Origin of the sequence: Halomonas sp. 18071143 (assembly GCF_019211725.1) — a bacterium.
GTDB lineage: Bacteria > Pseudomonadota > Gammaproteobacteria > Pseudomonadales > Halomonadaceae > Vreelandella > Vreelandella stevensii.
Window position 1 is genome coordinate 3058875 of record NZ_CP078120.1, and the last position, 24767, is coordinate 3083641.

Genomic DNA, 24767 nt, shown 5'->3' on the forward strand with positions numbered 1-24767 from the left:
CGCGGGGCGGTTTACTCCAACGTCAGCGCCGCCGGGCGCTCCTGCCAGCCTTGCTGCTGATTGAAAACGCGCTCGGTCAGACGCACTTCCTGCGGCGCTATGGCCGTAATGCGGCCATGGTCAGTGCCCAGGTAGTTGCCCACCCTGACACTGGTCACGCTGCCATCCGGAGCAGCGATCATGCCCACCTGCTGACCGCCCATGCGCAGCGTACCCACCAGGCGCAGCGATGACAGAGGAAACTGCTCCAGCGGCTCGGGAGAACGCTGCTGGTCGGGGGCCAACGCACTTTCCAACAGGGCCGTCGCGGCCTGGGTACGAATGCTCTCGGGCGCTAAAAAAGGGCTTCGCGCGTCACTATAACGGTAATCGACGGCTCGGTAATCGGGAATCGTCGGTATTTCTACCGGCGGCTGCCCCGCTGGGCTGCGCCGAATGTCGCTGAGCTGTTCGTCCAGCTCGCCAAGGTTGGCTTCTCCACACCCGGCCAGCAGCAAAAGCCCACCTACCATGCCTGGCCACCGCCTCATGGCGTGCCCCCCTGCTGTGCATCTTCTATATAGCTATACGTACGCGCCAGTAACGACATACGCAGCGTATCGCTGCCCTGTTCGACCGGCACCAGCGTGACATCCTGCTGGGTAATGATCCGCGCCTGCTGGCTGATATCTGCCGCAAAGCGCGCCAATTCGTGATACCCGCCCCTGACCTGAATATCGAACGGATGCTCTACATAGTGGGTATTACGCACCGTAGGCCGTAGGCGAATGGTCTCGATGGTCAGGTTATTGCTCACTGCGGCATCGCTGATGCCGTCCAGCAGCGTCGGGATTTCCGCGCTGGTGGGCAGCATGGCGCGCATCGAGGCAATCTGCTCTTCCAGCAGCATCAACTGGTCGCGTACTTCCGGCAAGAACGCGGCCTCGCCGACCTTGCCACGATACTCCCCCAGCAGGCGCACTTCCTGGCGCTGCGCCGCCTCCAGCGCAGCGCGTTTCTCACCAAGCAGCCACCAGCTCAAACCACCGAGCACGATGGCAAAGACCAGCAGACCGGATAACGCTTTTAGCAAGGCCGGCCATTCGCCAGCCTCTTTGACATCGAGCGCCTGCCACTCGACGTCCCGCAGGCGCTGCCATTCGTTGCGCCAACGCTCTCGGCTCCAGATCATGGCGTCGCCTCCTCACTACCGGGCAACAGCTGCACGACCTCGAACTGGAAGACCCGGCTGGTACCGTCCGACCCACTGGCGACTTCCGACAACAGCGGCACCCCCAGGCCTGGCATGTCCGCTATTTGGCGCAACTGCTCGGATACCTGACGCTCATTGCCGGCCATGGCCGATACACTGACGCGGTCGCCACTGCGCGACAGACGCTGATACACCACGCCATCGACCACGCTGGCCGCGATGTCATTGAATAGTTTGACCGTGCTGGCGCGCTCGCCCTGCAGCGTTTGAAACAGTGCCAGCTGCTCACCCAGCCGGGCCACTGAGGCCTGATAGCGCTGCACATCGGCAATTTCACTGTTCAGGCGCTCGATCTGCTGCGCAATATGAGCGTTGCGCTGTTGCTGCGCCGTCAGCATCTGCTGATAGAGCTGTGACGCGCCCAGCCCCAGGCCCACCGCCAGCAGCACCATCATGATCAACAGTTTGTAAAAGCGCTGTGTGCGGCGCTGGCGGCGCGCCTCACGCCAAGGCAGCAGGTTGATGGTAATACTCATAGCCCGGCCCTCATGGCCAGCCCACCCGCGGTCAGCATGGCAGGCGCATCATTAGTGAGGCCTTCGATGTTGAGCCGTTTGTTGATCCGCATGCGCTGAAAGGGGTTGGCGATGGTCACCGACATGCCGCTATCGTCGGCGATGCGTTCTGCCAGCCCGGGAATCACGCTGGACCCGCCAGCCAGAACGATATGCTGCACTTCGTGCTGGCGGCCAGCGGTGTAGTAAAGCTGCAGGGAGCGCCCTACCTGTTGCACGACCGTATCGAGAAACGGGTTGAGCACTCTCTCCTGATAGTCATCGGGCAAGCCGCCGCGTTTCTTGGCAAACCCGGCCTCTTCGATACTGAGCGAATAGTGATCGCGGATGGCGTCGGTCAACTGCTTTCCGCCAAAGACCGTGTCGCGGCTATAGACGATATGACCACCGCGCACCACATGGAACGCATTCATATTGGCGCCGATATCCACCAGCCCCACGCAGGCGTTGGGGTCACTATCCACCTTCAACTGACGGCGCAGCTCGGCCAGCGAGCGCTCCATGGCAAAGGTTTCCACGTCCACCACGGCGGGTTCGAGCCCCGCACGCTCCAGGGTTTCGGTGAGCTGAGAGACGTCCTGCTGGCGGCAAGCGACCAGGATGACCTGCTGCTGCTCTTCATCGAAAGGCGCAGGGCCCAGGCAGTGAAAATCGAACGCCACTTCATTGAACGGAAAGGGGATATGGCGGTCAGACTCGGCGATGATCCGCTCTTCTATTTCGTCTTCGCTGAGCGAGATGGGAAATTGAAGTGTTTTGGTAATCGCGGCGCTGGCGGGAACGGCAACGGCCGCCTTACGGGTCGAAGGCTTGGCATGCTCTACTGCCCGACTCAACACGCTGGCCACATCGTTGATATCCCGGATACGCCGCTCGACCACTGCACCTTCACGCAGGGGTCGCACGGCGTAGCTTTCTACCTGAAAATTGTCATTGCTCTGCTTGAGTTCGAGCAGCTTGACGGTCGCCGAGGTAATATCGACACCAATCAACCCTTTACTGGGTGTTAGTAAGCGCATGTTGAGTTCGGCTCCGCCTGCCTATCGTGCAAGTTTCGAGGTTACATGATTTTTGCTTAAGGCACACGCCAATGCCTCTACGCCATATCAACACTGGTGGCCGCTGCTTCCCCTTCCTATAATGGCAGCCATTGCGCGCTATGGCGGTTACACCACCATACCTACTCTCTTTTCATGGGTGCCCACTGTTCATGACGTTTTTACGAACTCTAGTGCTGTCGCTATTTTCGCTGGTCGTTGCGCTGATGGGCGCCACGGTACTAGCGGTCATCGGCGCGGCGATCTATTTCTCTCCGGGTCTGCCCGACGTTCGGCAACTGCAGAATTTCGAGCTGCACACGCCGCTACGCATCTACACCAATGACGGCAAGCTGATTGGCGAGTTTGGTGAAGAGCGCCGCATGGCGATCGACTTCGATGAAATCCCGGACGACATGGTCAACGCGCTGATTGCCGCCGAGGATGCCAGCTTCTTCAACCATGCCGGTGTCGACCCTCGTGGCCTGGCCCGGGCAGCGGTCGAGCTGGTACAGAGCGGTGGTGCCATTCAGTCCGGTGGTTCCACCATCACCATGCAGGTGGCACGTAACTACATGCTGACGCTGGATCAGACGTTCACGCGTAAAATACGCGAGATCCTGCTGGCCCTGCAGATGGAAAAAGTGCTCAGCAAAGAGGAGATCTTCGAGCTCTATGTCAACAAGATCTTCCTTGGCAACCGCGCCTACGGTATCGCCGCGGCAGCGGAAACCTACTACAACAAGCCGCTGGCCGAGCTGAGTCTGGCCGAAACCGCCATGATTGCAGGCCTGCCCAAGGCGCCGTCTGCCTTCAACCCGCTGGCCAACTCCGAGCGCTCGCTGATTCGCCGTAACTGGATCCTGTTCCGGATGCGCGAACTGGGCTATATCGATAACGAAGCGTACCAGGCCTCGGTGCAGGCCCCGGTCACCGCCCGTCGTCACTTCACCCAAACCGAGGTGGATGCCGCCTACGTCTCGGAGATGGCGCGCCAGTACGCTATCGAGCGCTTTGGTGATACGGCATACACCGGTGGCTATCGCATTTACACTACTATCGACAGCACCATGCAGCCCTTCGCCCGTCAGGCGCTGGCCAACGGCCTGATTGCCTATGACCTGCGTCATGGCTGGCGTGGTGCCGAGCAGCGTGAAATTGCGTCCAGTCTGGTCGAAGCCCAGGAACAGACCAACACCCAGGGCCTTGAAGAAGAGCTCTCGGAGTCTCCTGAAATTCGCCAGACCGCCCGCCAGGCCGCCCAGCGCAGCCAGACGGAAGTGGACGGTGTCGATGGCGACGTGAGTAACTGGCTGCAGGTACTCGAGCGTACGCCCAACTACGGCCTGCTGCGCCCCGCCATCGTGGTCGAAAGCAGTGGCCGTGAAATGCAGGTACTTACCCGTGGCGGTGAACTGCACACCATCGCCTGGAGCGGCTTGAGCTGGGCGCGCCCCTACCTCAGCCCGCGCAGCCGCGGTGCCGAACCCAGCAGCGCCAGCCAGATTGCCGAGCGTGGCGACCTGATTCGCGTCATCGAGAACGACGACGGCTCCCTGCGCCTTTCCCAGCGCCCGGACGCCGAAGGCTCACTGGTAGCTCAGGATCCGACTACCGGCGCGATTCTGGCCCTGCAAGGTGGCTTCGACTTCAACGCCAGCAAGTTCAACCGAGCCGTGCAGGCGCAGCGCCAGTCGGGTTCCATCTTCAAGCCATTCATCTATCTGGCGGCCCTGGAAGATGGTGAAATGAACGCCGCCAGCGTCGTCAATGACGCGCCGGTCGTGCTGGACGACGGCAGCAATGCCCTGTGGCGCCCGGTGAACTCCAGCCGTGACTTCCAGGGCCCCATGCGCCTACGCCCGGCGCTGGCTCGCTCACGCAACCTGGTCACCATTCGTGTGCTGCAAACCATGGGACTGGATCACACGATCCAGTATCTGGAAGGGTTTGGATTTGCCCCCCAACGCCTGCCGCGCGGCCTGTCGCTGGCGCTGGGAAGTGCCGACCTCACCCCGCTGGAAATGACCAATGCCTACGCCGTGATTGCCAACGGCGGCTTCCAGGTCTCCCCCTGGTTCATCGACCGGATTACCCGCGACGATGACAACGAGGTGATCGACGAAGCCACCCCGCAAGTGGCCTGTGCCAGCTGTGCCGAAGGCCAGGAAACCGTGGAAATCGATGGCAAGACCTACCCGATTGCGCCCCGCGTGGCCGATGCGGCGGCGGTGTATATCCTGCGTGACATGCTGCGCGACGTCATTACCTCGGGCACTGGCCGTGCAGCGCTCAGCCTGAACCGCGATGACATCGTGGGCAAGACGGGCACCACCAACAGCCAACGGGATGCCTGGTTCGCGGGCTTCAACGGCGACCTGGTGACCACCGTTTGGGTGGGCAAGGACAGCAATGAAACCATCGCCGAGTACGGTGCCAATGCCGCCCTGCCCATCTGGATAGAGTTCATGGGGGATGCCCTGGCAGGCTCGCCCTCAGCGATCCCCGAGCGGCCTTCCACAGTCATATCGGCACGCGTGGACGCCTCCACTGGGCGACGCTTGCACGATGACCAGTCAGGCGGTATTTCCGAGCTGTTCCACCGTGACCACTTGCCGGACTATCAGGCCCGAGGCATCAGCCAGGAACTGGAAGAAGCCAGCGGCTCGCAGGGGTCAGGCGCGGCAGAGTCGATCTTCTAACCGCCCGTCAGGACCGCGCTGCGGGATAGCCTGGCCTGAACCGCAGGCATGAAAAAGCCCGGGAACCTCTCAAGGTTTCCGGGCTTTCTTTTGGGGATGGCCGTTAGCTCGGTACGCTCAGATTTTCACGACGGCTGGCCTGCCAGTTGGCTGCGATGACCACGCTCATGACCACCACGCCGACGATTTCTGTCCACAGACTGGGGTAGAACACCGCGAAGATCGCGCCGCCAATGGCCAGACGCGGCAACCACGACATGCGCGTAAACAGGTAGCCCTCCAGCGAAGCGGCAAACGCCCCCAGTGCCAGGATGGCAATGACCCCGTTCCAGATCACCACCGGTACCGGGCCACCCACGATGATTTCCGGGTTGAACACCATGAACAGCGGAATCAGGTAGAGGCCCTTGGCAAACTTCCACGCCTGCACGCCGGTCTCCATGGGTTTACTGCCCGCAATCGCTGCCCCGGCAAAGCCTGCCAGGGCGATGGGAGGCGTCACGTTGGAGTCCTGGGAGTACCAGAACACCACCAGGTGAGCGATCAGCAGCGGCACGCCGAACTCGGCGGTCAAGGCCGGACCAACCAGTACGATCAGCACGATATAGCTGGCCGTTACGGGCAGCCCCATGCCCAGAATCAAGCTCGCCAGCAGGACCATCACCAGCGCCAGCACCAGGTTACCGCCAGAGAAGGCCAGCATCATGGAGGAGAACTTGAGCCCCAGGCCGGTCAGCCCTACGACGCCTACAATGATGCCCGCCACGGCACAGGCCATGGAAACCGCCACGGCATTGCGCGCGCCCAGCTCCAGCCCTTGCACAAGCTTCACCAACCCTGCCCACAGCACGCCCCTGGTACGCTCCAGGGTCACGGGCTGGCCCTGTTTGGGAGCCACGAAGAAGTACCACAGCGCGTAGCGAATCACCGCCACGGCAATCATGGTCACCACCGCGTAGTAGCCCACTCGCATGGGCGACATGCTCATGGCCAACAGCCATACCAGCACCGCCAGCGGCAGCAGAAAATGCCAGCCATCCTTCATCACCTGGCGCATCTGCGGCAGCTCGCTTTTGGCCATGCCCTGCATGCCTTGCTTCAAGGCAATGATATGCACGAACAGATACACCGTGGCAAAGTACATGATGGCCGGCAGAATACTGATCTTGACGATTTCCAGGTACGGCGTATTGGTATACTCGGCAATCAGGAACGCCCCGGCCCCCATCAGCGGCGGCATGATCTGCCCACCGGTAGAGGCCGCCGCCTCGATGCCGCCCGCCTGCTTCGGCTTATAGCCCAGCTTTTTCATCAGCGGAATGGTGAACGCTCCGGTGGTCACCACGTTGGCGATGGCACTGCCAGAAATCGACCCCATGCCCGCAGATGCCAGCACCGCCGCCTTCGCCGGGCCACCACGCTGCCTGCCCGTGGCTGCGTACGCCATATCGATGAAAAACTTGCCCGCCCCCGTGCTTTCCAGGAACGCGCCAAACAGGACGAAAATGAAGATATAGGTTGCCGCCACGCCCAGCGGTAGGCCGAAGATACCTTCCTGCCCCAGATAAAGCTGGCCCGCCACGCGGTCGAGGCTGTAGCCACGGTGGGCCAGAATGCCGGGCATCCACTCGCCCAGCCAAGGCAGCTCGCCCCTTGGCCCGGCAAAGGCATAGATGATCGCCAGAAGGCCAATGATCGTCATGCCCAGGCCCACCGCACGGCGACTGGCTTCCAGTACGGTCACCGTGGCAATACAGGCCACCAGAATGTCCGTCTCGTTCCAGAACCCGGCGCGGCTGAAAATGGCGTCCAGGTTGAGCACCAGATACCCCCCGGTGATCAGCGCCCCGGCAAAAAAGATAAAATCGATCCCCCAGCCCAGCACACCGCGTTTACGGTGAGGGCCAAAGGCAGGAAACATCAGAAACGCCAACAGCATGATCAGCGCAAGGTGGATACTGCGCTGATAGAAGAGACCCAGGGGTTGAATGCCCGCAGAATAGAGTTGGAATAACGAAAGCCCCACGGCAACAATGGTGATACACCACAGCACGATGCGGGGTTGAATCGCATTCCCGCCCGGCATGATGACCGGCGGTGGAGTGGATTCGTTCATGAAGTCCTCGGAAGCGTTAGCAAACTTATACGTTATGTAATAGCGCCAGGCGTGGTACACCCGGCTTTATATGATGTGCTTGGCATCAGGCTGTCATTGACAGATATCGTCATGGGGTAAAACGTCGCGAGCCTCCATCAGTTGAATCGTGACACGCTGCCCGGCCACCCGCTCGCTCAAGCTGCACACGGCATGCTCACCATCGGGCCAGACCACCTGATGGTTTACCGCGAGAGCCCCCACCCGTAGCGCGTAGCGGTTATTGGGCACCGATTCGTTAATCTCATTGATCCAGTAGCCACCCTCCCCATCCGACACTTGCTCGCCACGTCCAAGGACATGCCCGAGCCCAGCGGCAAAATCCGGCTGATGGCTGCGCTCCAGCTGCAGCGTTCCTGCCGCATTACGGTAGCAGTCCAGAACCGTGAAATGCTTTACCGAGTGCTGCCACTGGATGCACCAGCGGCTACCGCTGGGTGCCGCGACATCCAGCAGCGCCTGATGATCTGCGGTCGTAACGATCAGACGCTGCGACGCCGAAGCAGGGGCAGCCCCCGCTTCGGCGCACATGCCGCTCATCGTGAAAAGCGCCACCAGTGGAAAACACCACCGCATAGCGACTACGCGATTAGGGGCGCAGGTTGTCAGGGATATCCGCACCGACTTCTTCGAAGTAACGGATAGCACCCGGATGCAGCGGCACCGGCGTAGAGCCCATGGTGAACTCGACGGTAGTGTCATTGGCGGCCGGGTGAACGGCGATCAATTCATCGATGTTTTCGAACAGCAGGTGGGTCAGTTGGTAGGCCAGCTCTTCGTCCAAATCGGCGTTGACGACCAGTACGTTAGGAATACCAATGGTCTGGACCGCTTCGTCCATGCCGTCGTACATGCCCGCGGCCAGTTCATAAGGGGCGAACACCGCTTCCACTTCCTGGGCGTTGGCAATCTCTTCGTCGGACAGGCCGATCAGGCGAATGTCGCGCGTGGCAGCAAGGTTGAGAATCGAGCTGGTGGGCGGACCAACGCTCCAGAAACCGGCGTCGATATCGCCATCACGGATGGCATCAGCGGTTTCGTTGAAGTTCAGGCGCTGGGGAGTGAAGTCGCTGTAGCTGACGCCGTTGGCTTCCAGCAGGGCACGCGCGTTCAGCTCGGTACCACTGCCCGGCGCACCGACGGAAACACGCTTGCCCGCCAGGTCCGCAATGCTGTGAATGTCGGAATCGGCTAGGGTCACAAGCTGTACCGCGTTCGGGTAGACCGAGGCCAGCGCACGGGTATTCTCGATCTGACGACCTTCAAAATCACCCGTGCCGGTATAGGCCTGGTAGGCGGTATCGGCCAGCACCAAGGCCAGGTCGGCATCACCGCGCATGATCAGCCCCATGTTCTCGACGGAAGCACCTGTCACTTCGGCGGTCGCCTGAGCGCCATCGATATGGTTGTTGATCATTTCGGCAAAGCCACCACCGATCGGGTAGTAAACGCCGCCGGTACCGCCGGTCGCGATGGAGAGCTGCTGAGCGCTGGCGGGCAGAGCAGCCGCCATCATGGTCGCTGCAACGGCATATTTTAGTTTTTTCATTGGAATTGCCTCCGTCCTGCTTGGACTTATTGATTATGGTTGACGTAAAGGAGGTAAGGAGCCAGTTTCTCGCCGCCGTCAGCAGCGCCGAGAACGGTATTTAAACGTTAGCACGGCAGTTGCGTTAGATACTAATCCAACAACGTTTTCACCTGCTCCACGATATGCGCACCAATGGGTAGCGCCGAGGTCGCCGCAGGCGATGGCGCATTGCCCACGTTGACCGTGCGCGGAGTATTTACGAACAGGAAGTCATCCACCAGCCGACCATCGTTGGAGACCGCCTGAGCGCGTACGCCCGCCGGGTAAGGGGTCAAATCCTCCAGGGTCAGGCTCGGGCAGTACTTGCGTACCAGCTCCAGATAGCCGCGCTTGTAGAGCGAGTTTTTCATCTCCACCAGCCCAGGCTTGAGATGCTTGCCCAGCACTTTCAGGATGCCTGGGTGGCTGAACATCTGCCCCATATCGCGTAGCGACATGTCCTGCTTGCGATACCCTTCGCGCTTGAGCGCCAGCACCGCATTGGGCCCAACGGTGACCGTCCCGTCGATCATGCGGGTCAGGTGAACACCCAAAAAAGGCATGGCAGGGTCGGGAATCGGGTAGATCAGGTGGTTGACGATGCGGTTGTGGCGCTCGGGAAGCAGGTAGTATTCGCCACGGAAGGGGCAAATCGTGAAGCCGGGGTCCTTGCCCAGCATGCGGATCACCCTGTCGGCCATCAACCCCGAGCAGGAGACCAGGTAGCGGCTGGTGAAGGTCTCATGCTCGGTGGTCACCACGACCTCATCGGCCCGCTCGTCAAGGCCCGTCACGCAGTGCTCGAAGCGAATCTCGCCGCCCAGCCGGGTGAACTCGGCGGCCATCGCCTGGGTGACTTCGGCATAGTTCACGATGCCGCTGGAAGGCACGAAAATGCCCGCCACACCGGTAATGTTGGGCTCTCGCTCCTTGAGCGCCGCAGCCTCCAGCCACTCCCGCTCCAGACCGTTGGCCGCCGTGCGCTCCCAGAGCGCTTCCATACGCTGCTTTTCCAGCGGGTTGGTGGCCACCAGCAGCTTGCCGCAGATGTCGTAACCCACGCCATGCTGGTCACAGAACTCGCGGGTCGCACGGTTCCCCTCCAGGCAAAACTTCGCTTTCAGGCTTCCCGGCGTGTAATACACCCCGGCATGAATCACGCCGCTGTTATGGCCGGTTTGATGCTGAGCGGGGCCTGCTTCCTTTTCCAACACCAGCAAGCGTTTGTCCGGGTAGGCCTGTTGCAGCTGCATGGCGGTGGAAAACCCCAGTATGCCGCCGCCGACAATGATGAAATCCCACATGAATGTCGTTACCTGTGCCAAATTTTCAAAATTTATTGATAATAGCCGTTATTCTACGTTGACCGCCATGCCCCTACATTGGTCTAAGCCACACTGATCCAAGGAGTCCCCATGGAGCACGATGCACCGCGCCAGAACCTGGCAATTAGCGCTTACCACGCGCTCAAGCAGGACATCATTCGTGGCCGCTATGCCCCCGAAGAGAAGCTCTTGATGAGCCGTTTGAAAGAGTATTACGGCGTGAGCACCGGCCCCCTGCGTGAAGCGCTGTCACAGTTGGTCGCCGACCGACTGGTCGTGGCCATCAGCCAACGGGGCTACCGGGTGGCGGCCATGTCGCTGGCCGAACTGAACGATATCTACGACGCTCGCGCTCAGTTGGAAGGGCTGATTTTGCGCCTCGCCATCGAACGTGGCGACGACGACTGGGAAGCCAACGTGCTGGCCACGGCGCACCGCCTGGCCAAAGTCACCGACGTCAGCTCCCCCGACGAACTGCTGGACGGCTGGGATTTACGCCACAAGGCGTTCCATACCGCCATTGCCAGCGGCTGCAACTCCCCTCACCTGCTGCAGATGCGCAATACCCTGTTCGATCAGGTAGAGCGCTATCGCCACCTGTGGCTGCAAGAGACCGTCATGTCGCCCCAGGCGCTGGACATCAAGCGTCAGGAACACGCGGCGCTGGTCGACGTCATTCTCGCCCGCAACACCGAGCAGGCGGCCGATCTGATGCGCGACCACCTGATGACCCCGGTGCCTATCATTACACGGGTACTGCAAGCCCGCGGCATCGATTGAATGCCGGGCGATTAAATTCTGCGTTTTAAAAAAATGTAGATATTTTTAAATAACGGCGATACATTGAGCTCAACAAGATCATCTTTCGGAGTTCAACGCCATGACACGCTTCAACTGGGACGACCCGCTGCTTCTCGAACACCAGCTCACCGATGAAGAGCGCCAGATTCGTGACGCCGCCCACGACTACTGCCAGGAAAACCTGCAGCCACGTGTGCTGAGCGCTTTCCGCGAAGAGCGTTTCGATCGTGACATCATGTCCGAGATGGGCGAGCTGGGCCTGTTGGGCGCCACGGTTTCCCCGGAATACGGCGGCGCGGGCGTCAACCACGTGGCTTATGGCCTTATCGCCCGTGAAGTGGAGCGTGTCGATTCCGGCTACCGCTCGGCCATGAGCGTGCAGTCATCGCTGGTGATGTACCCCATCGAAGCGTATGGCTCCGAAGAGCAGAAACACAAATACCTGCCCAAGCTGGCCAGTGGCGAGATGGTGGGCTGCTTCGGCCTGACCGAACCCGACCATGGCTCCGACCCGGGCTCCATGATCACCCGTGCGGAAAAAGTCGATGGTGGCTACCGCCTGACCGGCGCGAAAATGTGGATCACCAACAGCCCGATTGCCGATATCGCGGTGGTCTGGGCCAAGTCCGCTGCCCACGATAACCAGATCAAAGGCTTCATCGTCGAGCGTGGCACCGAAGGCTTCTCCACCCCGAAAATCGAAGGCAAGGTCTCTCTGCGTGCATCGATCACCGGCGAAATCGTCCTCGACAACGCCTTCGTGCCTGAAGAGAACCTGCTGCCCAACGTTAGCGGTCTGAAAGGTCCTTTCGGCTGTTTGAACAAGGCACGCTACGGCATCGCCTGGGGCGTGATGGGCACCGCTGAGTTCTGCTGGCACGCTGCCCGTCAGTACACCCTGGACCGCAAGCAGTTTGGCCGCCCGCTGGCCGCCAACCAGCTGATCCAGAAGAAGCTGGCCGACATGCAGACCGAAATCACGCTGGGCCTGCAAGCCGCCCTGCAGGTGGGCCGCCTGATGGACAGCGGCAACTGGGCGCCGGAAATGATCTCGCTAATCAAACGCAACAACTGTGGCAAAGCGCTGGACATCGCCCGGGTGGCCCGCGACATGCACGGTGGCAATGGCGTCTCCGACGAGTACGGCGTGATCCGCCACATGGTGAACCTGGAGTCCGTGAATACCTATGAAGGTACCCACGATGTGCACGCCCTGATTCTGGGCCGCGCACAAACCGGCATTCAGTCGTTCTTTTAACGTCGTCATCACTCAGCGAGGCACCCCATGAGCACAGTCGCAAAGCCCCTGGCAGGCATCAAGGTACTCGATATCTCTCGGGTGCTGGCAGGCCCCTGGTGCGGGCAGATGCTGGCCGACATGGGTGCCGAGGTGATCAAGGTAGAGCGCCCCCAAAGCGGCGATGACACGCGCCACTGGGGGCCACCCTGGCTCTCCGGCAGCAACGAGTCGGCCTACTACCTGTGCGCCAATCGCGGCAAACGCTCGGTGACGGTCGATATGGCCAAGCCCGAAGGCCAGGCACTGATCAAGCAGTTGGCGGCCCAATCGGACGTGGTGCTGGAAAACTTCAAGGTCGGCGGGCTGAAAAAGTACGGCCTGGACTACGCGAGCCTGAAGGCACTCAACCCTGGCCTGGTCTACTGCTCCATTACCGGCTTTGGCCAGCAGAGCCCCTACGCCCACCGGGCGGGCTACGACTTCATGATTCAGGCCATGGGCGGCCTCATGAGCCTGACCGGCCAACCCGACGGTGAACCTGGTGGTGGCCCAGTCAAGGTGGGGGTCGCCATTACCGATATTTTCACGGGCCTGTATGCCGCCAATGCGGTGCTGGCAGCGCTATACCAGCGCCGCGACAGTGGCGAAGGCTGCCATATCGACCTGGCGCTCATGGACGTACAGGTAGGTGTGCTGGCCAACCAGGCACTCAATTACCTGACCTCCGGCCAGGTACCCCAGCGGCTGGGCAATGCGCACCCGAACATCGTGCCCTATCAGGCGTTTGCTACCGCCGATGGTCACATGATCGTGGCCGTCGGCAACGACGAACAGTTCAAGCGCTTCTGCCAGGTCATCGACCAGCCGCAGCTGGCACAGGACGGACGCTTTGCCACCAACGGCAGTCGTGTACAGCATCGCGAAGCGCTGGTGCCGACCCTGGCGCTCGCCCTGGCAGCACAGCCTACCGACACCTGGCTGGCAGCCTGCGAAGCGGTCGGTGTGCCCTGCGGGCCTATCAATACCCTGGATCGCGTGTTTGACGATCCTCATGTCAAGGCACGCGGGCTCAAGCAGACGCTGCCCCATGCACTGGCAGGCGAGGTCAATCTCGTCGCCAACCCGATTCGTATCAACGGGCAGTCACTGAGTGCCCAGAGCGCCCCCCCGACCCTGGGCGAGCACACCGATAGCGTGCTGGATGCCATCGGTATTAGTGATGAGCAGCGCGCGGCGCTTCGCGCGGCAGGCATCATCTAATTGCTCTCTTGCGAATATGACCCACTTCAACTATTACCCACTTTAACCATGAACCCATGTCGATGTAGTACCCCTTGAAACGCCCAGCCGGGCGTTTTTTTTGCCTGCCATCACAACTCTATACAAAACCTATACAGACAGTGTCGTTATCGCTAGACTAAGCTTATCTCTTGGCAGCTCGTGGCCAACCCGAGCACGTGCTTTGCGACGATTTCCAATCCAGGCGACATGACCCGTTGGCCGAATGAAAGACGACATGGGGTAACGGCATGGCCAACTGTGCGCGAGTGAACGGAGTGTGTAAGCGCTGTGAGGGCGAGCTGCCCTTTGAGTTCACCATGGCCTTCCAACCCATCGTCGAGCTTTCAAAGGCCCGCGTGGTAACCCATGAAGCACTGGTGCGCGGCCCGAATGGTGAATCGGCATGGAGCATCCTGTCCCAGGTGACCGATGACCTGTTGTATCGCTTCGATCAGGCGTGCCGGGTTCGTGCCATCGAACTGGCCAGCGAGCTGGGCATGGAGACTGATCTCTCCATCAACTTCCTGCCTAACGCCGTATATGAACCCGAGGCCTGCATTCAAGCCACGCTGGAGGTATCGCAACGGGTGGGCTGGCCCACCAACAAACTGATCTTCGAGATCACCGAAACCGAGCGGGTACGCGACCGCCAACACTTGTGCAACATCATCGATGCTTACCGCAGCATGGGATTCAAGACAGCCCTGGACGACTTTGGCAACGGCTATGCCAATCTGGACCTGTTGACCGTTCTGGCACCGGACAAGCTCAAGATCGACCGTGAGCTGGTCATGCACTGTGATCAGCACCCACGTCGTCAGGCCCTGCTCAACGCGATCATCCTGCTGGCCAGGGAACTGGACATGACGCTGATTGCCGAAGGCGTGGAAACGCGCCAGGAAGCGCTGTGGCTTGCCCGGGCCGGCATCACCCGGCAGCAAGGGTTCTTTTATGCCAAACCCCGAATTGGCGAGCTGGCAACGGAACTAACGCCTATACTGGAAGCGCTAGGTCACGAGATATCGTCAGGCATGGAGCGCTGAATGAACGCAATCGGCACCGATTATCTGTATCAACTGATACACCGCTCGAAGCGCAATACGGAGAACGTTATCAAGACCGCCCCCTTGGGCATCTGTATCACCGACCCCCATGGTCATTTCGAGATGGTCAACCCGGCCTACTGCCAGTTCTACGGCTATCAAGAGGAAGAGTTGATCGGCCAGCACTTCACCATCGTGGTGCCCGAAGCGTATCGACAGCAAATCAGCCAGCTGCACGATGTGTTCATCCAGGGCAACGACACTCACGAGCTGCGCCAGGAGTGGGAAGTGCGCTGCAAGAACGGAGAAGTACGCACCATCATCACCGAAGCCGCCCGTATAGAGGGCGATGATGGGCTGGTCCGCAAGGTCACGTTCATCGTCGATATCACCCAACGCAAGCGGCTGGAAGAGCGCTTGAAGCAAGCCAACGAGCGCCTAAAGTATCTGGCGCACCACGATGAGCTGACCGGCCTGCTCAACCGCCGACAGGGGCTTGCCAAACTGGATGAGGCCATCGAGCGCTGCCAGCGCTACGGCAACCCGCTGAGCATTGCGCTTTTCGACCTGGACGACTTCAAGCAGATCAACGATACCTATGGGCATGGCGCAGGCGACGGCGTGCTCCAGGAGCTGACACGGGTGGTCGACCAACAGCTGCGCACCACGGATGTCCAGATACGTCTGGGAGGCGAAGAGTTCCTGATCATCATGCCGGAGATCGACGCCGAAGGGGCTCAAACCGCCCTGGAGCGCATCCGCCAAGAGGTGGCACAAACGCCCTATACCCAGCACCAGCTCACCGTGACGCTGTCGGCGGGCATCGCATGTTACAGTAAAGGCTCCAGCACCCGCATGCTGGATCAGGCAGACAAGGCCATGTATCAGGCCAAGCAGGCAGGACGCAATCGCATCGTCATCGCATCGTCATCTGTGTGATCTAATGAACACTATGCTGAGATGCACACTATGCTTACAAGATGCTGACAAGCACACCCCAACCCAAAGGAGTTGAGCCATGAGCAATGCCGAGCTAAACGAACTAAAGCAGAAATACGTCGCGGCGGGCGCTGCAAGCCCCGCCACCGCCTTTGCGGACCGCGCCGAAAACGCTGAGATCTGGGACGCCGACGGCAACCGCTTCATCGACTTCGCGGGCGGTATCGGTGTCTTGAACGTGGGGCATCGCCACCCGAAGGTCGTCGCGGCGGTAAAAGCCCAGCTCGACAAGGTCATGCACACCTGCCAAACGGTCATGCCCTATGAAGGCTACGTCAAGGTCGCCGAAAAGCTCAGCCATCTCGTGCCCGTACGCGGCCACGCCAAGGTGATGCTGGCCAACTCCGGTGCCGAAGCGCTGGAAAACGCGGTGAAGATCGCTCGCGCCGCCACTGGCCGCTCCAACGTGATCTGCTTCGATGGCGGCTACCATGGCCGTACCTTCTACACCATGGCCATGAACGGCAAGGTCGCGCCCTACCAGACCGATTTCGGCCCGATGCCCGGCACCGTATTCCGCGCGCCCTACCCGGTGCCCTACCACGGCGTCAGCGAAGACGAAGCAATTCGCGGCCTGAAGATGACGCTGAAAACCGACGCCAACCCCAAAGACACTGCCGCCATCATTCTTGAGCCGGTACTGGGTGAAGGCGGCTTCTACCCCGCCCCGACCAGCTTCCTGAAGAAGATTCGCGAAATTTGCGATGAGCATGGCATGCTGATGATCATCGACGAAGTGCAGTCGGGCTTTGGCCGCACCGGCAAGATGTTCGCCATCGAGCACAGCGGCGTCGAGCCAGACATGATGACCATGGCCAAGAGCATGGCCGACGGCATGCCGATCTCGGCCATCGTCGGTACCGACAAGGTGATGGACGCCTCTGGCCCCAACTCCCTGGGCGGCACCTACACCGGCAGCCCCACTGCCTGTGCCGCAGCGCTGGCCGTCATGGAAGTCTTCGAAGAGGAGAACATCCTCGAGAAGAGCCAGGCGCTGGGCGAGAAGCTGGCGTCTCGCTTCAACGAGTGGCAAGGCAAGTTCGATTGCATCGACCACGTGCGCAACATGGGCGCCATGGCCGCCTTCGAACTGGTGAACAACAAGACCGACCGCACCCCGAACCCGGAGCTGGCAGCAGCGCTGTGCAAAAAAGCCCGTGAAGAGGGTCTGATCCTGCTCTCCTGCGGCATGTACGGCAACACCATCCGCTTCCTGATGCCCGTCACCATCGAAGACGACGTGCTGAACGAAGGCCTGGACATCATCGAGTCCTGCCTGGAATCGCTGATCTAAACTCTCATCCCCACGCAGTTGAGGAGCGTTACCGGGGCCGCCGATCACCTTCCAAAAAGTTGGCGGTAAACACGGCTTTGCCGTGGGTCTCGAACGACCACTTCATCACCTCGCCGAGTGCCGCCATCACCTCATCGAACTCACCGAATACCTGGGTACTCATGCGGTTAGGATGAACCTCCAGCCCGGTGGCCTCCAGGCGTTTGACCACTTCTTTCACCACGGGCTTGAAATCCTCGGCCAGCGGGTAGTAACTCAGCTGTACGGAAAGGTACATATCGACTCCTTGAGCGCCCTATGACGGCGCTGTTTGAAACTGCTGCCACGCGACCAGGATCGCCGAGCGGGTCTCCTCCGGGTGCTCCATGGGGAACATGTGGGTGCCCGGCACCGTACTGACCGGCAACCCCCGGCGGGCGATGCGCTTGACCCGCGATGGCGTCATCAAGTGCGACTCCAGCCCAGCCACTAGCTGTACGGGTACGCCTACCCGTTGGGGCAAGCCGGAGAGGTGATCCGGCAAGTGGCGGAAAATTTCCAGCTCGATGCGCGGGTCGAAGGTCAGCTCGGCGCTGCCATCGTCCAGCAGCCGTGTGCCTGCTTCAATGTAGTCGTTGAGTGCCTCGGGGGTAAAGCGACGAAACAGCCCTCGCCGCCGCAGCGAGGTCGCCATGGCCTCACGGCTGGGCCACACCGTGCGCCGCCCCTTGGTTTTACCCGCGGGGGTGATACGGTCCATGAACCCAAACCGTTTGGCCGCTTTCATGGCCCAGGCGTCTGGCCCCAGCATCAGCGGCGGGTCGAGCATAATCACACCGCGAAAACGCTCCGGCTGTTTGTCGGCAGCCATGGCCATCAGCGTGCCGCCCAGTGAATGCCCCACCCCCAAGAGCGGTGCATCGGTGTCGGGCAGGTAGCTCAACAGCTCCTCTACCAGGTTGCCCCAGTTGTGGTTCACCGGGTAATCCGGGTGGTGGCCCAAGCGGTCCAGCGGGTGAACATCGAACGATTCCGCCAGCGGGTCTAACAGGCTGCGGTAACTCAAGCCGGGAAAGCCGTTGGCATGGGCAAACACTAAGCGGGGGCGTTGGGTGGCATCGGCAGGCATGGCGGGCTCGTGGGTCATCTGGCGGTTCGGGGGCTATCACATAAGGACTATCACGTAAGCCCTATCATACAACTGTTTTAACGCGAGCCCGAGTACCCGTCAATCCACCCAAGGATTAACCTGCTAATTAAAACAGCGAGAGCTGCTGGGCAGCCGTCTCTTCCGCCAACCGATACCCCACCCCCAACAGGCGCACGGGGCGTTCACCTCTGGCCCAGCCCACGTTCAGTAAGGTTTCGAACTGCTCCAGATCGGGCGCCGGGTCGGCGTGTTCGACAGTGGTTTGAGTGAAGTCGTTGAACTTCACTTTCACCATCAGCCCGCGCACGGCGGGGGCCGGGTCGAGGCGTGCGTAGCGGCGCTCCAGATCGCTGATCAGCTCTGGCAGCTCATGGCGGCAGGCGTCGAGGGTCGGCAAGTCCCGAGAGTAGGTTTGTTCGGTGCTGATCGACTTGCGCTCGCGGTGGGTCTTGACCGGTCGCTCATCTCGCCCGTGGCTAAGCTCGTGCAGCCGATGGCCGAAGCGACCAAAGCGCTCCACCAGCTCGGTCAGCGGCCGGGCGCGCAGATCCGCCCCCGTTTGAATCCCCAGTTCGGCCAGCTTTTCAGCGGTGCGCGGCCCCACCCCATGAATTTTTTTCACCGGCAACTGCTGCACGAAGGCGTCGATGTCGTCTGGCGTGATGACAAACAGCCCATCGGGCTTGCGCCAGTCGCTGGCGATCTTGGCGAGAAACTTGTTGGGTGCCACCCCCGCCGACACGGTAATGCCGACTTGCTCTTTCACCCGCTGGCGAATGGCTTCTGCCATGCGGGTGGCGCTGCCGTGATACTGCGTGACGTCCGAGACGTCCAGAAAGGCTTCGTCCAGCGAGAGCGGCTCAATCAGTTCGGTGACATCGCGATAGATGGCAAACACCTGGCGTGCCACGGCCTTGTACTTAGCCATATCGCCACGAATCACCGTGAGGTGGGGGCAGCGTTTGAGCGCCTGAGCCATGGGCATGGCGGAGTGGATGCCAAACGCGCGGGCAGGATAGTTACAGGTGGCCACCACCCCGCGCTGCTCGACACTGCCGCCAATGGCAATGGGGATCTCCGCCAGCGCGGGGTTGTCGCGCATCTCGACCGCCGCATAGAAGCAGTCACAGTCGCAGTGAATGATTTTGCGCACAGGCCGACCTTGCCTCCGCCCTTACCTGTAAAAAAGCACAGTTTATCACAGGGTGTGCCGCCGTCACGTACCACAAAAAGTGCGCAGCACCTGCTCACTGGCCGTGGCAGGGGCTGCCAGTTGGCGCGCGGCTTCAGATTCATCGAAGGGCTGAGTGACCGCCGCGAGCAGCGTGTGGAAAGGCTCGAAATCACCTTCTGTTGCCGCGTCGATCACCGCTTGAATGCGGTGGTTACGGGGGATCACCACCGGGTTGGCGCGGCGCATGGCCTCCAGGCGCTCATTCTTTCGGCTGGCTTGCTGGGCGTTCTCCCAGTCGGCCAGCCAAGCCGCAAGGCCATCTGGCTGAGTGGTCAGCGCCAGCAGCGCCTCTTTTTGGGAGTGGGCTGGCGTGTCCGTGCTCAAGGCTTGGGCACCCAGCGTTTTGGCATAGTGCGTCAGCGCGTCGAACGTCGCGGTCATGTCCATGCGGCCCTGATGCATCTGGGTTTCCAATGCCTCCATCAGCGCCACGGCGTGATCGCTTTCCGGGGCAAGGCCCAGCTTGTCGGCATGCAGGCGGCGCTGTTCGGCGCCAAAACGAGCGGTAAAGCCGCGAAGCACCTCGGTGGCCTGCTCTACAACGGCCTCGCCCTCTTCCCCCATCAGCGGCAGCAGGGTTTCGGCAAAGCGGGCCAGGTTCCACTGGGCGATGCCCGGCTGGTGGTTAAAAGCGTAGCGCCCGCCCTGATCGATGGAGCTGAAGACCTTTTGCGGGTCGAACTGTTCCATAAACGCGCAGGGGCCGTAATCGATGGTGTCGCCAGCAATGCTGCAGTTGTCGGTATTCATCACGCCATGAATAAAGCCCAGGCTCATCCAGCGTGCCACCAGCGCCGCCTGACGGGCGGTAACGGCTTCCAGCAGGGCAAGGTACGGATCGTCAGCATTGGCCGTTTCTGGGTAGTGGCGAGCAATCACATGGTCGGCCAGCGCTTTCAGCGCGGCTTCATCGCGACGCACGGCAGCAAACTGGAACGTGCCCACGCGGATATGGCTGCGAGCCACGCGGGTCAGGATGGCCCCCGGCTCGGCCATCTGGCGTACCACGCGCTCCCCCGTGGTCACGGCCGCCAGCGCCCGAGTGGTGGGCACGCCCACGGCGGCCATGAACTCACTCACCAGATATTCCCGCAGCACCGGGCCAAGCGGCGAGCGTCCATCCCCGCCCCGTGAAAACGGCGTGCGGCCACTGCCCTTGAGCTGCACGTCCTGCCGCTGGCCCTGCTGATCCACCACTTCCCCCAGCAGCAGCGCCCGACCATCTCCCAACTGAGGCACGAAATTACCGAATTGATGCCCGGCATAGCCCAGCGCTCTAGGCTCGGCCCCTGGCGGTAGCCGATTACCGCTGAACCATTGGGCCAGCGTGGCATCGTCGGGCCGCGTTTGCATGCCTAGCGCCACGGCCAAGGGTTCGTTGAATGCGATCAGGGTGGGTTGCGCCACGGGCGTGGGCTGGCAGGCCGCCCAGAGCGGTTCTGGCAAGGTGGCGAACTGGTGTTCGAAAGTCAGCACGGGCAACTCCGCTGTTCAATGAATGGCCTACAGAATACCCTAGCAGCTTACTCAAGTAATGGGCGATAGCATGCCGCATAAAGACGCTTTAACCCGTATTAAATTACCGATGGAACAAGAGGCTTTCACGCCCCTGCCCCAGGCCTTCTACAATCGCGATACGCTGGAGGTCGCCCGCGATTTGCTGGGCTGTTTGCTGGTGCGCCAGCTCGATGGCGAACTCATGGCAGCACGCATCGTGGAAACCGAGGCTTACCGGGGCTCGGAAGATTCCGCCTGCCATGCCCATCGGCGCCGAACCCCGCGCACCGAGGCAATGTTTGGCCCACCCGGCCACGCCTACGTGTATCTGGTGTACGGCATGCACTGGCTGCTGAACGTGGTGACACAGCCGGAAGGCAACCCCTGCGCGGTACTGATTCGAGCGGTAGAGCCGGTGATCGGCGAGCCTGCCATGCGGGCATGGCGCAGCGTGGCGGGGCGCAATCTCAGCAACGGCCCCGGCAAACTCACCCGTGCACTGCGTATCGACAACGCCCTCTACGGCCACGACATGACGCAACGCGACGACCCCACGGACGGGCTATGGATTTCACCGGGCGAACCACCCGGCGCCGTTGCCAGCGGCCCACGCGTGGGCATCGATTACGCCCAGCCCGCCGACCGCGACGCCCCCTGGCGGCTGTGGAGCGAGGGTAACCCTTGGGTATCTAAAGCGCGTTAAGCGTTCTGCAAGCAGGCCACTGCCTGCTCCAATACCGGCGTCAGCGGTGCGCGCCACTGGTGGGTCAGCAATGCATCGGCGCGGGTCACGCCCAACGACAGCGAAGCCACGGGCAAGCCCATGGCGTGGGCATCGCGACAGAACCGGTAGCCGGAATAGACCATCAAGGACGTACCCACTGCCAGCACCGCGTCGGCACGTTGCAGCGCCTCCTGAGCTGCCAGGCGCCGCGCCGGAGGAACCACATCGCCGTAGTAGACCACCTGCGGTTTGAGGATGCCCCGGCAGCGCGGGCAGTCCAATACTTTAAAGTTGGAGAAATCGGTTTCCAGATCCGCATCGCCGTCCGGCGCGTGGCGGGCCTCCAGCGCGGCGAAGGCGGGGTTCATGCGGGCCATTTCACTGTGCATGGCGTGGCGCATCATCTGGTAGCCACAGGCCATACAGGCGACCACGTCTGCCCTGCCGTGCAGATCGATCACCTTTTTCGAGCCCGCCCGCTGGTGCAGCCGGTCAACGTTTTGTGTGACGAGAAACTCCACATGGCCCATGGCCTCGAGCTTCGCCAACGCCCGATGCGCGCCGCTCACCTGGGCTTCACGCATGGCCTTGAAGCCTACCAGCGCTCGCGCCCAGTAGCGCTGACGAACGGCGAAGGAACTCATGAAATCGCCGTGCTGCACCGGCGGCGGGCGCTTCCACTGGCCATCGGCATCGCGGTAATCGGGGATGCCGCTGTCGGTACTGACGCCCGCCCCGGTAATCACCCAGAGTTTGGGGTAGCGCTTGATAAAGGCGGCCAGTGCTTCCCCGGCCACCTGGCTGCTCTCTCGTTTTTCGACACTTTCCACGGCCTGCGTCAATGGATCACCCTAGGCAATACTGCGACAAGTCAACGATACTGTAGGACAATATAAGCACATGCAATGTGCCCTCGATAGCGGATTAAGGAGCCTCTCATGCAGTGGGATCACGAGATTGTCATTGTTGGCGGCGGCATGGTGGGCGCGGCCCTGGCGGCCAGGCTGGGCCAGGCGGGCATGTCGGTTGGCCTGGTCGAGCGCGCCAGCGCTCCCACGCCCCCCAGCGGCGATTACGACCTGCGTATTTCATCACTCAACGCCCGCTCGCTGGCGTTCGTGAAAGCCAGCGGTGCGGTCCTGCCGGGAGAGCGCTGCTGCCCGTTCCGGCACATCGATGTCTCCAACCTGGATGGCAGCGGTCACTCGCTGTTCTCGGCCCACGACAGCGGCATGAACGATTTCGGTATTTTCATCGAAAACCGCGCCCTGCAGTACGCCCTTTGGCAACGCCTGGAGCAGCTTCCCAGCGTCACCTGCTACACCCAGTGTGCCCCGGTGAGTACGCTGGCCGCCAGCACCCATCGGCTGCTGGAGCTGGACAACGGCAAGACCCTCAGCGCCCGGTTGATGGTGGCCGCAGATGGCGCACGCTCAACCCTGCGTGAGCTGGCAGGCATCTCCACCAGCAGCTACGACTACCACCAGCGGGCGATGATCATCAACGTCGAGACCGAGCTGCCCCAGCAGGATGTCAGCTGGCAGTACTTTACCCCCAAAGGCCCGCTGGCCATGCTGCCGCTGCCCGGCCACCGCGCCTCGTTGGTGTGGTACGACAGCGATGAGGCCACCAAGGCCCGCGAACAGCTTTCCAACGACGCCCTGCAACACGCCATTGAAACCACCTTCCCCAAACGGCTGGGCAAATTGACCCGGGTGGTGGCACGGGCCAGTTTCCCCATCAAGCGCCAGCACGCCAAGCGCTACATCGGCAAACGCCTCGCGCTGATCGGCGACGCCGCCCACGTGGTGCACCCGCTGGCCGGGCAAGGCTTGAACATCGGCCTGCACGACGCCGACACCCTGGCCGAGCTGATCATCAAAGGCCGTGACCCCGGCGACCACATCAGCCTGCACCGCTTCGAGTGCCAGCGCCGCCTCGCCAACCAAGCGATGATTGCCGCCACCGACAGCTTCCACCACCTCTTCACCGGCGCAAAACCGCTGCGCCAGCTGGGCGATCTCAGCCTGCACCTCGCCGAGCGAGTGCCGTTTGCCAAACGCATGATGATGCAGCAGGCCAATGGGTTGAATCCGTTCAAGGTGGGCTGAAGCTGACTATGCTGAGGGAGTGGCTGCGGAAAGCAGCCCTACAACAATCACAATAACCCCTCAAAAAAGGAAAGCGCATGCGATGCAAGCAACCCGATACGCTCGTGGCGGCCGCCTCGTTTACCGGCCTTGGCCTACTGTTGGCCATGCCCTTATGGGCATGGGATGGCGTGGTCGAGAAGCAGCGGTTCGAGATCGAGAGCTTTACCACCCAGGGCGGCGAGACGATTCCCAACGTGACGGTAGGCTGGGAAGCCTACGGCGAGCTGAACGAAGCGCGTGATAACGCCATTCTGATTACCCACTTTTTTCTCCGGCACCAGCCATGCGGCAGGCCGCTATGGGGCTGATGGTGAGCCGCCCACCGAGGGGCTAAAAGAGGCGTTGAAACTGGTCACGCTCAACGCCAACCACTGGCAATGGGCCAACGAGGCGTTCAACCGAGATTGGGCCGACGGCGCGCGCGACCCTGCCCAGGACATCACCGCCCGCTATGCCATCGAACAAACCCTGGATGACATCGCCGCCGCCCGTGCGGCGCTTTCCGATGCCAACCACCTGCTCTACCTGGTGCGCGCCAACCAGACCTTCATGGCTGGCTACGGTGACTCGCTGGAAGCGGGGCTGGCCGCCATCGAAGCCCCCACATTGATGCTGTATAGCGAGAACGACTTGGTCTTCGCCCCCGAGGGCGTACGCCGCACCGCCGAGCTGATCGAAGCCGACGGCACTGAGGTGACGCTAGAAACGCTGGAAGGCAACCGAGGTCACCTGGATGGCGTGGTGGCCATCGAGCAAGCCAGCGATACGCTGCGGGCGTTTTTGGAGTAAGCGGTGGAGCGCTGGCCTCCAAGAGGC

Annotated in this window: 24 protein-coding genes; 11 read left to right on the forward strand and 13 right to left on the reverse strand. The window is 61.4% G+C overall.

Going from position 1 to position 24767, the window contains the following annotated elements; translation table 11 throughout:
• Nucleotides 1–11 precede the first annotated feature (11 nt).
• The 4 genes from KVY02_RS14355 to pilM are packed head-to-tail and all read right to left on the reverse strand — an operon-like array spanning nt 12 to nt 2786.
• Nucleotides 12–512 carry a pilus assembly protein PilP gene (locus KVY02_RS14355; protein ID WP_218313768.1) on the reverse strand — a complete coding sequence of 167 codons (501 nt, stop codon included), beginning with the start codon at nt 510–512 and terminating at the stop codon, nt 12–14.
• Between the two features lie 14 nt (nt 513–526).
• Nucleotides 527–1171: a type 4a pilus biogenesis protein PilO gene (locus KVY02_RS14360; protein ID WP_218313769.1), complete on the reverse strand. Its 645-nt coding sequence runs from the start codon at nt 1169–1171 to the stop codon at nt 527–529.
• A complete protein-coding gene (locus KVY02_RS14365; protein WP_218313770.1) occupies nt 1168–1728 on the reverse strand; it encodes a PilN domain-containing protein in 561 nt (186 codons plus the stop codon). Before KVY02_RS14365 ends, KVY02_RS14360 begins: the two co-directional genes overlap by 4 nt.
• Nucleotides 1725–2786 (reverse strand): type IV pilus assembly protein PilM, encoded by a 1062-nt coding sequence (pilM, locus tag KVY02_RS14370; protein ID WP_218313771.1) that lies wholly within the window; start codon nt 2784–2786, stop codon nt 1725–1727. Before pilM ends, KVY02_RS14365 begins: the two co-directional genes overlap by 4 nt.
• Nucleotides 2787–2977: 191 nt before the next feature.
• On the opposite strand from pilM, the gene KVY02_RS14375 reads away from it, so the two are divergent.
• On the forward strand, nt 2978–5506 hold the full coding sequence (locus KVY02_RS14375; protein ID WP_218313772.1) for a penicillin-binding protein 1A: 2529 nt from the start codon (nt 2978–2980) through the stop codon (nt 5504–5506).
• Nucleotides 5507–5609: 103 nt separating this feature from the next.
• Here the strand turns inward: KVY02_RS14375 and KVY02_RS14380 are convergent, their stop codons facing one another.
• The 4 genes from KVY02_RS14380 to lhgO form a co-directional block, all read right to left on the reverse strand.
• Nucleotides 5610–7622 carry a TRAP transporter permease gene (locus tag KVY02_RS14380; RefSeq protein WP_218313773.1) on the reverse strand — a complete coding sequence of 671 codons (2013 nt, stop codon included), beginning with the start codon at nt 7620–7622 and terminating at the stop codon, nt 5610–5612.
• 93 nt (nt 7623–7715) lie between these two features.
• The gene (locus KVY02_RS14385; RefSeq protein WP_218313774.1) at nt 7716–8237 is read right to left on the reverse strand and encodes a DUF1850 domain-containing protein; all 522 of its coding nucleotides are present in this window, start codon (nt 8235–8237) and stop codon (nt 7716–7718) included.
• A gap of 13 nt (nt 8238–8250) precedes the next feature.
• Nucleotides 8251–9210: a TAXI family TRAP transporter solute-binding subunit gene (locus tag KVY02_RS14390; protein WP_218313775.1), complete on the reverse strand. Its 960-nt coding sequence runs from the start codon at nt 9208–9210 to the stop codon at nt 8251–8253.
• 131 nt (nt 9211–9341) lie between these two features.
• Nucleotides 9342–10535, reverse strand: a complete 1194-nt coding sequence (gene lhgO / locus KVY02_RS14395) for an L-2-hydroxyglutarate oxidase (protein ID WP_218313776.1) — start codon at nt 10533–10535, stop codon at nt 9342–9344.
• Nucleotides 10536–10646: 111 nt separating this feature from the next.
• Between lhgO and csiR the strand changes: the two genes are divergently transcribed.
• The 6 genes from csiR to gabT all read left to right on the forward strand — a co-directional run bounded on the left by csiR (nt 10647) and on the right by gabT (nt 17214).
• Nucleotides 10647–11336, forward strand: a complete 690-nt coding sequence (gene csiR / locus KVY02_RS14400) for a DNA-binding transcriptional regulator CsiR (protein ID WP_016914862.1) — start codon at nt 10647–10649, stop codon at nt 11334–11336.
• Nucleotides 11337–11436: 100 nt separating this feature from the next.
• Nucleotides 11437–12615: an acyl-CoA dehydrogenase gene (locus tag KVY02_RS14405; RefSeq protein WP_016914863.1), complete on the forward strand. Its 1179-nt coding sequence runs from the start codon at nt 11437–11439 to the stop codon at nt 12613–12615.
• 27 nt (nt 12616–12642) lie between these two features.
• Nucleotides 12643–13857: a CaiB/BaiF CoA transferase family protein gene (locus KVY02_RS14410; RefSeq protein ID WP_081195327.1), complete on the forward strand. Its 1215-nt coding sequence runs from the start codon at nt 12643–12645 to the stop codon at nt 13855–13857.
• A gap of 269 nt (nt 13858–14126) precedes the next feature.
• Nucleotides 14127–14921 carry an EAL domain-containing protein gene (locus KVY02_RS14415; RefSeq protein ID WP_218313777.1) on the forward strand — a complete coding sequence of 265 codons (795 nt, stop codon included), beginning with the start codon at nt 14127–14129 and terminating at the stop codon, nt 14919–14921.
• The gene (locus KVY02_RS14420; RefSeq protein ID WP_218313778.1) at nt 14922–15860 is read left to right on the forward strand and encodes a sensor domain-containing diguanylate cyclase; all 939 of its coding nucleotides are present in this window, start codon (nt 14922–14924) and stop codon (nt 15858–15860) included.
• A 79-nt stretch (nt 15861–15939) separates the two neighbouring features.
• Nucleotides 15940–17214, forward strand: coding sequence for a 4-aminobutyrate--2-oxoglutarate transaminase (gene gabT, locus KVY02_RS14425; protein WP_218313779.1), 1275 nt, complete (start codon nt 15940–15942; stop codon nt 17212–17214).
• Nucleotides 17215–17242: 28 nt separating this feature from the next.
• Here gabT and KVY02_RS14430 read toward each other — a convergent pair whose 3' ends face one another.
• From KVY02_RS14430 to KVY02_RS14445, 4 genes are all read right to left on the reverse strand, one after another.
• Nucleotides 17243–17491: a YkoF family thiamine/hydroxymethylpyrimidine-binding protein gene (locus tag KVY02_RS14430; protein ID WP_218313780.1), complete on the reverse strand. Its 249-nt coding sequence runs from the start codon at nt 17489–17491 to the stop codon at nt 17243–17245.
• Nucleotides 17492–17509: 18 nt separating this feature from the next.
• Nucleotides 17510–18322 carry an alpha/beta fold hydrolase gene (locus KVY02_RS14435; RefSeq protein ID WP_218315100.1) on the reverse strand — a complete coding sequence of 271 codons (813 nt, stop codon included), beginning with the start codon at nt 18320–18322 and terminating at the stop codon, nt 17510–17512.
• A gap of 127 nt (nt 18323–18449) precedes the next feature.
• Nucleotides 18450–19496: a DNA polymerase IV gene (gene dinB, locus KVY02_RS14440; RefSeq protein ID WP_016914873.1), complete on the reverse strand. Its 1047-nt coding sequence runs from the start codon at nt 19494–19496 to the stop codon at nt 18450–18452.
• Between the two features lie 63 nt (nt 19497–19559).
• Nucleotides 19560–21053, reverse strand: a complete 1494-nt coding sequence (locus KVY02_RS14445) for a protein adenylyltransferase SelO (RefSeq protein ID WP_218313781.1) — start codon at nt 21051–21053, stop codon at nt 19560–19562.
• 109 nt (nt 21054–21162) lie between these two features.
• Here KVY02_RS14445 and KVY02_RS14450 point away from each other — a divergent pair, with 109 nt between their 5' ends.
• Complete coding sequence (locus tag KVY02_RS14450; protein ID WP_218313782.1) at nt 21163–21777, forward strand: DNA-3-methyladenine glycosylase; 615 nt, start codon at nt 21163–21165, stop codon at nt 21775–21777.
• Here KVY02_RS14450 and KVY02_RS14455 read toward each other — a convergent pair.
• Nucleotides 21774–22640: an NAD-dependent protein deacetylase gene (locus tag KVY02_RS14455; protein ID WP_218313783.1), complete on the reverse strand. Its 867-nt coding sequence runs from the start codon at nt 22638–22640 to the stop codon at nt 21774–21776. The genes KVY02_RS14450 and KVY02_RS14455 overlap by 4 nt on opposite strands.
• Before the next feature lie 96 nt (nt 22641–22736).
• Between KVY02_RS14455 and KVY02_RS14460 the strand changes: the two genes are divergently transcribed.
• The 3 genes from KVY02_RS14460 (at nt 22737) to KVY02_RS18375 (ending at nt 24740) form a co-directional block, all read left to right on the forward strand.
• Nucleotides 22737–23909, forward strand: coding sequence for a UbiH/UbiF/VisC/COQ6 family ubiquinone biosynthesis hydroxylase (locus tag KVY02_RS14460; protein WP_218313784.1), 1173 nt, complete (start codon nt 22737–22739; stop codon nt 23907–23909).
• 77 nt (nt 23910–23986) lie between these two features.
• Complete coding sequence (locus KVY02_RS18370; protein ID WP_232710857.1) at nt 23987–24259, forward strand: hypothetical protein; 273 nt, start codon at nt 23987–23989, stop codon at nt 24257–24259.
• Between the two features lie 34 nt (nt 24260–24293).
• The gene (locus KVY02_RS18375) at nt 24294–24740 is read left to right on the forward strand and encodes a hypothetical protein (RefSeq protein WP_256357502.1); all 447 of its coding nucleotides are present in this window, start codon (nt 24294–24296) and stop codon (nt 24738–24740) included.
• The last annotated feature ends 27 nt before the right edge of the window (nt 24741–24767 follow it).